Source organism: Allorhizobium sp. NPDC080224, from assembly GCF_050281005.1.
GTDB lineage: Bacteria > Pseudomonadota > Alphaproteobacteria > Rhizobiales > Rhizobiaceae > Allorhizobium.
Map to the genome: position 1 here is coordinate 143,528 of NZ_JBNNWJ010000004.1, position 13,201 is coordinate 156,728.

Here is a 13,201-nt window from a genome sequence, read left to right on the forward strand (position 1 = left end):
GTTCAGGCGATGCCGCCGAGGCAGATATACTTGATCTCGGTATAGTCATCGATGCCGTATTTTGAGCCCTCGCGGCCGAGGCCCGACTGCTTGATGCCGCCAAAGGGTGCCACTTCAGTCGAGATGAGGCCCGTGTTGACGCCGACCATGCCGTATTCGAGCGCTTCCGCGACCCGGAAGATCTTGGCGATGTCCTTCGAGTAGAAGTAGGAAGCGAGGCCGAATTCGGTGGAGTTGGCGAGCTCGATCACCTCTTCTTCGGTCTCGAACTTGAAGAGCGGTGCAACCGGGCCGAAGGTCTCTTCAGTCGCGACCTTCATGGCGGTGGTGACGCCGGTCAGGATCGTCGGTTCGAAGAAGAGGTCGCCGGCGGAAGAAGGCTCACCGCCAAGCGCAACCTTGGCACCCTTGGAGACGGCATCCGCCACATGCTCCTTGACCTTCTCGACGGCCTTGGCGTCGATCAGCGGGCCCGTGGTAACGCCATCAGCGAAACCATCGCCGACCTTCAACTGTTTAACTTTCTCTGCCAGCTTTTCAGCAAAGGCGTCATAGATACCCGACTGGACATAAAGGCGGTTGGCGCAGACACAGGTCTGACCGGCATTGCGATACTTGGAGATCATGGCGCCTTCGACGGCTGCATCAAGATCCGCATCGTCGAAGACGATGAAGGGCGCATTGCCGCCGAGTTCCAGGCCAAGCTTCATGATCTGATCCGCCCCCTGACGCATCAGGATGCGTCCGACATTGGTCGATCCGGTGAAGGTCAGCTTGCGGACCTTGTCGTTGGCGCACATCTCCTCGCCGACCATGGCCGCATCGGTGGAGGTCAGCACCGAAAAGAGACCGGCGGGCAGACCGGCGCGCTCGGCGAGGATGGCAAGTGCCAAGGCCGAGAGTGGTGTCTGGGCGGCAGGCTTCGAGACCATCGCGCAGCCGACGGCAAGCGCCGGGGCGACCTTGCGGGCGAGCATGGCGTTGGGGAAATTCCACGGCGTGATGGCGCCGACGACCCCGATGGGCTGCTTGATGACCATGATCCGCTTGTCTGCCTGATGGCCGGGGATCGTGTCGCCGTAGACGCGCTTGGCTTCCTCGGCGAACCACTCGACGTAAGATGCGCCGTAGAGGATCTCGCCGCGGGCCTCTGGCCAGGGCTTGCCCATTTCCATCGTCAGGATCGTGGCCAAGTCGTCGGCATTGGCAACCATCAGATCGTTTAGCTTGCGCAGAATGGCCGCACGTTCCTTGCCAGTCTTTTTCGCCCAGGCCTTCTGCGCCGAATGGGCGGCATCAATGGCCTTGGTGACTTCCGCCTTGCTCACATCGGGGAGAACAGCGATGACCTCGCCTGTGGCCGGATTGGTCACTTCGAATGTCTTGCCCGACTGGCTGGCGGCCAGCCACTCATTGCCGACCAGGGACTTGTCGGTCGCCAGCGTCGGGTCCTTGAGTTTATCCGTCAGAATGTTTGAGATGGTCATGCGTCAGGCTCCTGCTGCAACTTCGCGGATCGAGGCTTCGATCAGATCGAGTGCCTCGTTGAAGACCTCGTCCTGAATGGTGATCGGGGCGAGGAAGCGGATGACGTTGCTGTAGACGCCGCAGGTCAGAAGGATAAGGCCCTTGTCCAGCGCCTTCAGACGCACCGCATTGGTGAAATCCGCATTCGGCTTGTCTGTTCCCGGCACCTTGAATTCAACGGCGTTCATGAAGCCCAGGCCGCGGATATCCATGATGTGCGGAATGTCTGTCCGCAGGGCTTCGAGGCGCTGTTTCAGGCGGTTGCCGAGCTGGTTGGCGCGGTCGCAGAGCTGTTCTTCGTCGATCACGTCGAGCACCGCATGAGCGGCGGCGATTGCAAGCGGATTGCCGGCATAGGTGCCGCCGAGACCACCGGGGCCGGGCGCATCCATCAGTTCGGCGCGGCCGGTGACGGCGGAAAGCGGGAAGCCACCGGCCAGGCTCTTGGCCATCGTCGTCAGGTCCGGAGCCACATCGTAGTGCTGCATGGCAAACATCTTGCCGGTACGGGCAAAACCGGTCTGGACTTCATCGGCAACGAGCAGGATACCGTGTTCATCGCAGATCTCGCGGAGCGCCTTCATCAGCGGACGCGGGACGTCATAGAAGCCGCCTTCGCCCTGGACCGGTTCGACGATGATCGCTGCAACGCGCTTCGGATCGACATCGGCCTTGAACAGCTTGTCCAGCACGTCGAGCGAGGTCTCAACGTCGATGCCATGCATTTCGAGCGGGAAGGGCACGTGGAAGACGTCGCCCATCATCGGGCCGAAGCCGACCTTGTAGGGCACGACCTTGCCGGTCAGCGCCATGCCGAGGAAGGTGCGCCCATGGAAGCCGCCGGTAAACGCGATGACGGCCGAGCGGCCTGTGGCGCAACGGGCGATCTTGACGGCGTTCTCGACCGCTTCGGCGCCTGTGGTCGCGAAGATCGTCTTCTTCTCGAAATTGCCGGGCACCATCTTGTTCAGACGTTCGGCGAGCGCGACGTAGTTCTCATAGGGCACGACCTGGTGGCAGGTGTGGGTGAAGCGGTCGAGCTGGGCCTTCACGGCTTCGACGACCTTCGGATGGCGATGGCCGGTGTTGAGGACAGCGATGCCGCCGGCAAAATCGATGTAGCGTCGGCCCTCGACATCCCAGATCTCCGAATTCTCAGCCTTGTCGGCATAGATCTGCGTGGTCATGCCGACGCCGCGGGAGATGGCGTCATTTTTGCGAGCTGAGATTTCGGCGTTCTTCATCGTTTTCGTCCTGTGCGAAGGGTTGCCAGCGGCGTTGCAGAGGTCTGCAATCGCGCGGTGGCATATTTCCTACATTTTTTCTGTAGACTTGCAATATGCCTTATCGGCATTATCACGCAGGACTGCGACATTTGATTGAGGGCAGCGTGGACGATATCCGGTTCAAGATTGCGGAGGCAGCGCGCATGGCGGGGGTGTCGCCATCGACACTTCGCCTCTGGGAAAGCCAGGACCTGATCCAGCCGATCCGGACACCGACGGGCCAGCGCGTCTATGATCGGGCGCTGGTAGATCGGCTGAAACGGATCGCCTGGCTGCGCACGGAGAAGGGACTCAATCCGGCAGCAATCCGAGAGACGCTGCGGGAGTTTTCTCCTGATGTCGACGAAGAGGGCGTCGAAACCGAGGATGACGCTTCCGACATTAGAGCGGGCACGCGAATGCGGCGCCTCAGACGGGAAGCGGGCAAGACGCTCGAAACCGTCGCCCAGGCAACCGGCGTTTCGGTGTCACAGCTTTCGACCTTCGAGCGGACCTCGCAAGGGCTGTCCTTCACCGCTCTGCATGAAGTCGCCCGGCATCTCGGCACGACACTCGCGTCGCTCAGTGGTCAGGAAGAGGGCAGGGGCGGCGAAAGCCTGATCCGTGATGGCAAGTGGTCGTCATGGCCGACCACCTCGTCCGGTGTTGCCGTCCAGGTTCTGGCGGAGGGTCGCAACCTGATGGAATGCAACCGCTTCCAGCTTGCCCCGGGCGCGTCGAGCGAGGGTGCCTATCAGCACGAGGGCGAGGAGTTCATTCACATGCTCTCCGGAAGCCTCGAGATCATCCTCGACGGCGACCAGTTCTTCGAACTGCATGCCGGCGACAGCTTTTATTTCGAAAGCCGCAGGCCGCATTCCTGGCGCAACATCTCGAGTGGCGAGACAGTCCTCATCTGGATCAACACGCCTGCGACCTTCTGAGGCCGGGCAAAGAAAAACCCGGCGACCGTTTACGGTGCCGGGCTTCGTGTGTTTGCCGGAGGCTCTTACCTGCTGGCGACGACCGCCTTCGAGCCATCCCATGCATAGCCGCCGCCGATCGCGACATTGAGGGCGACATAGCCATTTGCCAACTGCTGAACTGCCTGGGCCAGATTGGCCTGGGCGCTGGCAACGTTGCGCTGGGCATCGAGGACGTCGAGCAGCGAGGAGGCGCCGTCACGGTAGCTCGCTGTGGCGAGCGAGAGTGCTTCCTCGTAGGAGCGTACGGTAGACGTCAGGGCAGAGACCGTCTGGCGGGTGCGGCTTACTGCGACCAGTGCGTTCTCGACTTCGGAAACGGCGCTCAGAACCGTTTGCTTCCAGGCGAGATACGCTTCGCGGGCTGCCGCTTCACGTGCCTTGATGTTGGCGCGGCGTGCGCCAGCATCGAAGATCGGCAGGTTCAGGCTCGGGCCGAAGCCCCAGGAGGTCGCGCTGCCGCTTGCCGCAGACGTTGCGACCAGTGTCGGCGAGATCGAGCCGCTGAGGGTGATCGACGGATAAAGTGCTGCTTCCGCAACGCCGATTTCGGCGGTAGCCGCAGCGAGATTGCGCTCGGCTGCGCGAATGTCCGGGCGGTTGCGGATGAGGTCGGCCGGAACGCCGGCATTCACGCCGCGACGGGCGTAAGGCTGGGATGCACCCTTCTGAAGGTCGGCAAGCAGGCTGGTTGCCGGCAGGCCGAGCAGCAGCGAGATGCGATGCACCGACTGGCGGAAGGAGATCTCAAGCGCCGGAATTTCAGCAAGGGTCGAATTCACCAGACCTTCGGACTGGACAACGTCGAGACGCGAAGCTGCGCCGGCCTCCAGCTGCAGGCGGGTCAGTTCCAGAGTTTCCCTACGCGAGGACAGGTTCTTGCGGGCGATCGCGATGCGTTCCTGGTAATAACGTGCATCGACATAGGCCGTCACGACGCTGGAGAGGAACGTCAGACGCGCCACATCGGCGCCTGCATAGGCTGCATCGAGCGTCGCTTTCGCGCTTTCCTTGGAGCGACGATACTGGCCGAAGAGATCGATCAGCCAGGACACGCCGAGCGTGCCGCTCGTCGTGTTGGTGGTGTCGCTGTCACGGCTAACCAGCGCGCCAGTGCCATTGGTCCTCGAGACCTGATGGTCGGCCGAGACGTTCAGCTGCGGAAACGCAGCAGAGTCGGCGGCTTCAAAATTGGCTTCCGCAGAGGTGATGCGCTCAATCGCTTGCAGCACATCGAGGTTCTGGCCGAGGCCGGTTTCGACCAGGCCGTTCAGACGGCGGTCGTTGAAGGCGGTCCACCACGGAGCCAATGTCACGTCGGCCGACGCGCGTGCGCTGCCTTCGGAAAACTTGACGGGGAGAGCCGTCTGCGGCGCCTCATGATTCGGGCCGACGACACAGCCGGAAAGGAGGAGCATTGCGAGTGGTGCGGCGGCACGAATCTTGAGCATCACGTGTTCCTGTAAAAGTCCCCCGGTCTTGCCACGACGAGGTTTTTCCTGACCCCGAGCCAACGACCGACTTACACACGTAGGCTACCGCAGCAGCCTACGCATTAGTTGGTTAACATAGTTTGTCAATCTTCACGACGACAGCACTTCCTTCGGTTTTGCACCACCGAAAATCTTGCGAATAATCACGAAGAATGACGGTACGAAGAAAATCCCGAGCGCTGTTGCCGTAAAGACACCGCCCAGCACGCCTATACCGATCGAGTTCTGCGCTGCCGAGCCCGCACCCTTGGCAATTGCCAGCGGCACCACGCCGAGACCAAAGGCGAGCGAGGTCATGATGATCGGACGCAAACGGAGCTTTGCAGCTTCGAGTGTTGCATCAATGACACTAATTCCGGGGCCTTGGCGATCTCTCGCGAACTCCACGATGAGAATCGCATTCTTTGCCGCGAGACCAATCGTCGTGAGCAAACCGACCTTGAAATAGACGTCGTTCGATTGGCCGAAGACATAGGCCGCAGCCACCGCCCCTAGAACACCGACCGGCACCGCCATAATGACCGAGAACGGGATCGACCAGCTTTCATAGAGCGCCGCAAGGCAGAGGAAGACGATCAGAACCGAGAGCGCGTAGAGCATGGGGGCCTGCGAACCGGACAGGCGCTCCTGATAGGAGATGCCCTGCCACGCGACGGTATAGCCACCACCCAGATCGGCCGTCAGCTGCTCCATCGTATCCATGGCTGCACCCGAGCTCACTCCGGCGCCGGCGGCGCCTTCCATTGAGATCGCACCGACGCCGTTGAACCTGCTGAGCGTCGGAGCGCCGCTGATCCACTGCGTCTCGATGAAGGATGAGAAGGGAACCATCTCGCCGTTGGCATTGCGGGCATGCCAGTCGTTGATCGCGGTTTCCTGCATGCGGTAAGGCGCGTCGCCTTGGACGTAGACGGGTTTCAGCTCGCCGTTGAGGGTGAAATCGTTGACGTCACGACCCGCAAAGATGGTCGACAGCATGCTGTTGACGGTCGCAATGTCGAGACCCATGGCGCCCATCTTTTCCTGATCGAGCAGAAGCTTCAGCTGGGTTTCCGCCGGCGGGTTGTTCGAGCGCAGCGAGCTTACGTTCGCATTGGCGCTGCCCGCTTGCATCAGTTGCTGCGATGCGGCCGTTAGCGCCTCGTTGCCTCTCTTGCCGCTGTCGACCAGATACATGGAGAAGCCGCTCGAGGTGCCGAGACCCGGGATCGCAGGCGGCGCCAGGGGGAAGACCATCGCATCACGAAGCGTGAAGAAATAGCCCATGGCGCGCTGGACGACGGCAGGCGCTGCGAGCTGAGCGTCTGTGCGCAGTTCGAAGTCCTTCAGTTTAGCGAAAACCAGCGCGTAGTTCTGGCCAGCGCCGACAAACGAGAAGCCGGAGACGGAGAAGACGTCCTGGATCGCGTCCTTTTCCTGATCGAGATAGTAGTCCTCGATCTTCTTGATGATCTCTTCGGTACGCGTGACCGTGGCTCCGTTCGGCAGCTGGACGATGGTCATCAGCACGCCCTGGTCCTCTTCCGGAAGGAAGGAAGAGGGCAGGCGCATGAAGAACCAGCTCATGCCAGCGATCACAATTGCAAACATCAGCATGACCCGAAGAGGGCGGTTGAGAAGATAGCCGATCGACGAGACATAACCGCCGGTCGCACGATCGAAATTGCGGTTGAACCAGCCACCGAGGCCGCCCTTGGGCTTGTGGTGGTCGACCGGCTTCAACATCGTTGCGCAAAGGGCCGGCGTCAGAACGAGGGCGACGACAGCCGAAAGCAGCATCGCCGAGACAATGGTCACCGAGAACTGGCGGTAGATGATACCGGTGGAGCCGCCGAAGAAGGCCATCGGAATGAAGACGGCCGTCAGGACAAGCGCGATGCCGACGATGGCGCCGGTGATCTCGCCCATAGACTTCTGGGTGGCTTCAAGCGGCGACAGTCCTTCCTCGGACATGATGCGTTCGACGTTTTCGACGACGACGATCGCATCGTCGACTAGCAGGCCGATTGCCAAAACCATGGCGAACATGGTGAGCGTGTTGATCGAGTAGCCTGTCAGCGCCAGAATGCCGAAGGTGCCGAGTAGAACGACGGGCACCGCAATCATCGGAATGATGGTGGCACGCAGGTTCTGCAGGAAAACGAGCAGGACCACGAAGACCAGCACGATGGCTTCAAGCAGGGTGTGAACGACCTTTTCGATCGACAGCTGCACGAAGGGCGTGGTGTCGTAGGGATAGGTGATGACCACGTTTTCCGGCAGCGAAGGGGCAATCGTCGCAAGCTGCGACTTCACGCGCTCTGCCGTGTCCAAGGCATTGGCACCGGTTGCCAGGTTGACAGCGAAACCGGTGGCCGGATTGCGGTTGGAGCGGGTCTTGGTGGCGTAGCTTTCCTGGCCGATCTCGATGCGTGCAACATCGCTCAGTCGCACGGTGGCGCCGTCTGTCTCGGTCTTCAGGATGATGGACTCGAAGTCGGACACCGACTGCAGCTGACTTTGAGCGGTCACCGTTACCGTCAGCTGCTGACCAGCCGGTGCCGGCTGGCTTCCGAGGGCGCCAACGGAAACCTGCGTGTTCTGCGCCTGGATGGCGGAGGTCACGTCCGTTGGTGTCAGCTGGAACTTGTTGAGTTTGAACGGGTCGAGCCAGACGCGCATGGCGTAGCCGGTGCCGAATACTTCCAGGCTGCCCACGCCTTCCAGACGCTTGATCTGATCCTCGATCTGAGAGGAGAAGATATCGCCAAGTTCGACGTTGCTGCGTGCACCGTCGGTCGAGACCAGTGCGCCGACGAGCAGGATGCTCGAGGTCGAGCGCGTGACCGAGATGCCGGCCGACTGGACGATATCCGGCAGCTGCGACTGGACGAGTTGCAACTTGTTTTGCACCTGGACCTGGGCGATTTCCGGATCGATCGAGTTGCCGAAGGTCAGCGAAACGGAGGCGGAGCCGGTGCTCGACGATGACGTCATATATGTCAGGTCATCGAGGCCGGTCATGCCGTCTTCGATGATCGATGTGACGGATTTCTCAACCGTCTCTGCGCTTGCGCCGTTGTAGCTTGCGGAGATCTGTACGGTTGTCGGTGCGATTTCCGGGTACTGCGAAATCGACAGTGTCGAGATTGCGAGCACGCCGCCGAGCATGATGATGATCGCGATCACCCATGCAAAGATCGGGCGTCGAATGAAATACTGGGCCATGGGTTATCCTCTACGCCTCGGTTGCCTGGTCTGTCGCACAATCAGGGTTGTGCAGCAGGGGCGGCAGCCGGCGCCGCAGTTTCCTGGACGATCCCGTTCTCATCGATCTGAGCTTCGACCGGCTGGACGGGGGCGCCGTCACCGATCCACTGGAAGCCGTCGACGATGAGCTTGTCGCCATCATTGATGCCGCTGGCCACGAGCCAGTTGTTGCCGGAAACCTGTGCTTCGTCGAAGATCCGTGTCTCGACCGTGTTGTCCGCCGTGACGAACTTTGCCGAAAGCTCGCCATTGGCGCTGCGCGTCGCAGCCCGCTGGGGGATCAGGAAGCCGTCTTCCGTGCCGACGGTCACCGTGGCGCGGACATACATGCCTGGCAGGACAAGGCCATCGGGATTGTCGAACACGGCACGGATCGAATAGGTGCCGGTCGTCTGGCTGACCGCCATTTCCGACATGTCGAGCTTGCCGACAACAGGGTATTCGTGGCCGTCTTCGAGCGTCAGCCGGATATCGGCCGCGCCGTTTTCGTTGCGGTTGATGCGGCCGGAGTTGATGGCCTCGCGCAGACGAAGAAGATTGACGCTCGATTCCGTCAGGTCGATGTAGATCGGATCGAGACGGCGCAAGGTCATAAGGCTGTCGGTCTGGTTCGCCGTGACGACGTTGCCGACCGAATAGCGCGATGCCGTGGTCACGCCTTCGAAGGGCGCGCGAATTTCGGTGAGAGCAAGCTCGATCTCGGCGGAGCGCAGGGCTGCCTTTGCCTGGGCGACATCGGCCTCTGCCTGCAGAAGCGTCACGCGGGCATTTTCGAGTTCCACCTGGGTCGCGCCGCTGCCGACGAGCCGTTCCTGACGGGCAAGATTGGATTGGGCGGTGGGGACGCCGGCTTCAGCCTTTTGCAGGCTAGCCTGAGCCTGAGCCTGGGCGGCGCGGTACGTGTCGTCTTCGATCTTGTAAAGCAGATCGCCCGCCTGAACCTCATTGCCTTCCTTAAAGGCAATCTCCTTGATGACGCCGCTGACACGGGGGCGAATTTCGGCCGTCTGGAAGGCGGTTGCGCGTCCGGGCAGCGTGCTGGTCAACGGCTGCGGCGCCTTCTTCATCACCAGAACGCTCACTGCTGCAGGCGGGCGTTCGCCGCCAGACGCCGCGGCGCCGCCGTCAGCCGTTCCCTGATCGGAGCAACCCGCCAGGGCCGCGGTGCAAACAAGAATGGCGGAGGCAAGTCTGAAGCTTGGGCGCATCAAGGGATCCCACTGAGAAAGGTCACGGAACATTACGAGTCAGGGACCAGCGCCACTGGATTCAGGGGCTGGCAAGCCGGCGAGAGGGGGCGCATCCGAGGGATACGGTTCTCATCAGTCGAAGTGACGTAAATAAACAATCGTCACTTTGCAAGTGGCGACCGCAGTGCAGCATCGATCAGGCCGACGACTTCCCGACAACGTGTTGCCATTATGCCAGCCTTCTCCATCCCCGTCATGACAGGGTGGATGACACAGGCCAGTGCATCGAAGGATGCGTTTGCCAATCGCGGCACGTCGTTTGCATGGTAGACGCCTTCGCGAATGCCGGCATGGATGATCTCCGCGATCATGCCGACGACGATTTCGCGGAACCGATCGCCACAATCGAGCTCTTCGTTGATCGTTACCAGGATCATCTCGAAAACGAAGGGTGCATCCTTTTGCTCGGCGAGATGCTCCTGCATCAAATGATGGGCGAGGGCGGCAAGCCGTTCGGGGGCGGGCTTGTCGCTGGCCAGCGCCTTCAACGCATGCAGCGTCTGTTCGATCGCACGGGTGGCGATCGCGTCGACAAGGCTCGTCTTGGTGCGAAAATGCTTGAAGACATTGGCCGGCGACATGGACAGTTCGGCAGCAATGTCCGCGATCGTGACGCTGGCATAGCCATGGGTCCGGAAAAGCTTCTCGGCGGTGTTCAGGATCTCTTCGCGCGTCTCCTCAGCGGGCCTGCGCGGACGACGCACGGGAGCGCCGGCACCCGTTTGGGGGCAGCATGCGCCAGATCGTGCGCGAGGGTCCTGATCCATGGGGCAACCTTTCTCAGGGGAAGTAGGGTGCCAGATTCTGGCGGACACGGGCGAAGGGGCTTTCGCCACTGTCATCAGGCTCGAACGGCAGCCCTGTGATCGCTTCGTACGCTCTAATATAGACCTTCGACGTCTCCTCGACCAGTGACGCCGGAATTTCCGGGATCGGATCGACATAGGGATCGCAACGTTCGGCAACCCAGGCGCGGACGAAATCCTTGTCAAAACTCTGCGGGCGCTCTCCCTTCTCAAAGCTCGCCTGGTAGCTGTCGGCAATCCAGTAGCGGCTGCTGTCAGGGGTGTGGATTTCATCGGCGAGAATGATCGTGCCGTTTTCGTCCGTGCCGAATTCATATTTCGTGTCGACGAGGATCAGACCGCGCTCGGCGGCAAGCTCCTGGCCGCGGGCAAACAGTGCCAGTGCATAGCGCGACAGGGTTTCCCATTGCTCGGCGGTCAAAAGCTTCTTTTCAACGATCTCGGCCGGCGTCAGAGGCTCGTCGTGGCCACCGTCGAATTCCTTGCTCGTTGGCGTGATGATCGGGGTGGGGAGCTTTTCGTTGTCACGCATGCCGTCCGGCAGGGTGATCCCGTACATTTCCCGCTCGCCCTTCTTATAGAGGGTAAGGATCGAGGTGCCCGTGGTTCCGGCGAGATAGCCACGGACCACGATTTCGACCGGCAGGATTTCCAGGCGCTTTCCGACCACCACGTTCGGGTCTGGATAGGAGATGACGTGGTTCGGGCAGATGTCGCTGGTTTTTTCGAACCAGTAGCGGGCGGTCTGGGTCAGAACCTGACCCTTATAGGGGATGCAGGTGAGGATCCTGTCAAAGGCGCTCAAGCGATCAGTCGAAATGATGATGCGGTTGCCATCGGGGAGATCGTAGTTCTCGCGCACCTTGCCGCGATAGTAGTTCGGCAGTTCCGGATAATGGGCTTCGGAAAGGATGCGCATGGATGTCCTCGATGTCTGGTCGGCTGTGGCAAGTTTGACGGTGTGCCGGTTGTCCCGCGGTACCCGAAAGAGGCGGCGGTTTCAAAGAAAAAGCGCATGAGGCCAGCCCATGCGCTTTCTATCCATATTAGCTGGTCAGACGGCTGCGCGATGCAGACGATCGTTGAAGAGGCCGTTGTCCGTCACTTGCCGAAGCGACTTGGCGGCGGCAAGAACGGCGAGGTCAACGAGAGGCTCGACCAGGATCACCGTCATATAGGCGGCACCGAAGGTTGCGATGCTTGAGAGGCTCTCAGCCGAGAAGCCGTGACCGTAGAGCGCCCAGAAGGCGACCCACGCGACGATCCCGCCCTGATAGGCCGTGGATAGCGCAAGGGCATCCTTATAGCCGACATCCACATAAGCCTTCTTTTCCGGAATGAGCCGCGCCGCGAGCTTGCTGATGACAAAGAGCGGCACGATCAGTGTCGTGACGTTCATCCCGTATTGCGGCAAATCGAACGGCGCAAACAACAGACCCTGTAGCAGGAGGCCGAGAGCCAGGCCGATCGAGGCTGCGCCGGCACCGAAGATCAGGAAGAGTGTGGAGCCGAGGATCAGATGCACCTCGGAGACGCCGACCGGATGATGCGGCAGGACCTCGAAGAAGGAGAAGACGAGCGCTGTCGTGATGAGAGTTCTTGCCGCAAGACCGGTCGGGGTCGCTTTCGCCTTGAAGTCGTCGACGACCATCTTGCCGACAAGGCCGAAGGAGAGTGCTGCTGTTGCGTAGCTGAAAGCGAGTTTGGCGCCGTCCACGACGCCGGGTTCAATATGCATAACTATGTCCTTTCGTCCGCGCCCACCGCGCGGGAGAGTGAATGCCGCGTTCACGGCGCCAAGCGATGGCAGGTCTCCTGGCTCACGGGTCAGGGCTTCGGTCCGCCTTATCAGCTGAAGGCCAATGGCTTTTCGGACGTCGCTCGCCGTTCACAGTTGCGGGGGCAGCCACGGTTTCGGCCCCTGATGGGTAATCCTCACCGTATTCCCTCTTCGTCCGCCCTTCCCGTCTTGTCGGGGCGGAACCATCACGAACCAGAGATTAGGTCCTGTCATGAAGCGATGTCCAGCAGTTTGCGACGTCAGAGGCCAGCGAACTGCGACAGTTTGGCAAAAGCCAATTTGCCACATTGTGAGGGCTGGTTGGCGGGACCTATCTGGGCTCCAGAGCACAAACGTCAGGAGGTTTCGACATGGCTGAGATGATTTACCGCGTGCCGCTGTTTGACTGGATGCTGAGGGAAGCGATCTACGGACCGACGAGCGCCAAGGTCCTGTTCGTGGTCAATCTGCTCTTGCTCTGGCTGCTCGCCATCATTGCATTCGGTTATCCAGCGATCATCCTGCCAGCGCTTGCCGCCGTGCCGACCATGTTCGTGGTGCTGCTGCTGATCACCAAAGGGTAAAGCGAAAAGCGGGCCTTCTAACCGCGGGCTAGAGTTCCCCTATAAGAGGCGCAACGAACGCCGCCGAGTGCAGCGCGCAATTGCGGGGATTTCGGAGGCTTGTAGAACGCCCCAGATTTTTTCGATGCAAAATCAGCCACTTGAAAAAAACGACAGTTTTTTGACAAATGGCTGTTGACGGTTTGCGGGAGTGGCCGTATAAGCCGCTTCACCGAACGAGAGGGCGGCGCCGCAGGGCCCGCCGGACTGGTTCAGACAAGATCC

Annotated in this window: 10 protein-coding genes and 1 riboswitch; of the genes, 2 read left to right on the top strand and 8 right to left on the bottom strand. The window is 60.8% G+C overall.

Annotated features, from left to right (window positions below; all coding sequences use genetic code 11):
• Positions 1-2: 2 nt before the first annotated feature.
• Together ACQKP1_RS22120 and ACQKP1_RS22125 are read right to left on the bottom strand one after the other, a co-directional pair.
• Positions 3-1,487 carry an NAD-dependent succinate-semialdehyde dehydrogenase gene (locus ACQKP1_RS22120; RefSeq protein ID WP_427277044.1) on the bottom strand — a complete coding sequence of 495 codons (1,485 nt, stop codon included), beginning with the start codon at positions 1,485-1,487 and terminating at the stop codon, positions 3-5.
• 3 nt (positions 1,488-1,490) lie between these two features.
• Positions 1,491-2,771, bottom strand: coding sequence for a 4-aminobutyrate--2-oxoglutarate transaminase (locus ACQKP1_RS22125; protein WP_427277045.1), 1,281 nt, complete (start codon positions 2,769-2,771; stop codon positions 1,491-1,493).
• A gap of 95 nt (positions 2,772-2,866) precedes the next feature.
• Here ACQKP1_RS22125 and ACQKP1_RS22130 point away from each other — a divergent pair, with 95 nt between their 5' ends.
• Positions 2,867-3,736 (top strand): MerR family transcriptional regulator, encoded by an 870-nt coding sequence (locus ACQKP1_RS22130; RefSeq protein WP_427277046.1) that lies wholly within the window; start codon positions 2,867-2,869, stop codon positions 3,734-3,736.
• 65 nt (positions 3,737-3,801) lie between these two features.
• Here the strand turns inward: ACQKP1_RS22130 and ACQKP1_RS22135 are convergent, their stop codons facing one another.
• The 6 genes from ACQKP1_RS22135 to ACQKP1_RS22160 all read right to left on the bottom strand — a co-directional run bounded on the left by ACQKP1_RS22135 (position 3,802) and on the right by ACQKP1_RS22160 (position 12,311).
• Positions 3,802-5,226 (bottom strand): efflux transporter outer membrane subunit, encoded by a 1,425-nt coding sequence (locus ACQKP1_RS22135; RefSeq protein ID WP_203018101.1) that lies wholly within the window; start codon positions 5,224-5,226, stop codon positions 3,802-3,804.
• Between the two features lie 132 nt (positions 5,227-5,358).
• Positions 5,359-8,475: an efflux RND transporter permease subunit gene (locus tag ACQKP1_RS22140; protein WP_203018100.1), complete on the bottom strand. Its 3,117-nt coding sequence runs from the start codon at positions 8,473-8,475 to the stop codon at positions 5,359-5,361.
• A 41-nt stretch (positions 8,476-8,516) separates the two neighbouring features.
• Positions 8,517-9,725 carry an efflux RND transporter periplasmic adaptor subunit gene (locus tag ACQKP1_RS22145; RefSeq protein WP_427277047.1) on the bottom strand — a complete coding sequence of 403 codons (1,209 nt, stop codon included), beginning with the start codon at positions 9,723-9,725 and terminating at the stop codon, positions 8,517-8,519.
• Positions 9,726-9,868: 143 nt separating this feature from the next.
• The gene (locus tag ACQKP1_RS22150; protein WP_427277048.1) at positions 9,869-10,534 is read right to left on the bottom strand and encodes a TetR family transcriptional regulator; all 666 of its coding nucleotides are present in this window, start codon (positions 10,532-10,534) and stop codon (positions 9,869-9,871) included.
• A gap of 13 nt (positions 10,535-10,547) precedes the next feature.
• Complete coding sequence (locus tag ACQKP1_RS22155; RefSeq protein WP_427277049.1) at positions 10,548-11,492, bottom strand: phosphoribosylaminoimidazolesuccinocarboxamide synthase; 945 nt, start codon at positions 11,490-11,492, stop codon at positions 10,548-10,550.
• 135 nt (positions 11,493-11,627) lie between these two features.
• Positions 11,628-12,311: an energy-coupling factor ABC transporter permease gene (locus ACQKP1_RS22160; protein WP_427277050.1), complete on the bottom strand. Its 684-nt coding sequence runs from the start codon at positions 12,309-12,311 to the stop codon at positions 11,628-11,630.
• A gap of 50 nt (positions 12,312-12,361) precedes the next feature.
• A riboswitch (cobalamin riboswitch) is annotated at positions 12,362-12,576 on the bottom strand.
• A 148-nt stretch (positions 12,577-12,724) separates the two neighbouring features.
• Here ACQKP1_RS22160 and ACQKP1_RS22165 point away from each other — a divergent pair.
• Positions 12,725-12,937, top strand: a complete 213-nt coding sequence (locus ACQKP1_RS22165; RefSeq protein ID WP_427277051.1) for a hypothetical protein — start codon at positions 12,725-12,727, stop codon at positions 12,935-12,937.
• The last annotated feature ends 264 nt before the right edge of the window (positions 12,938-13,201 follow it).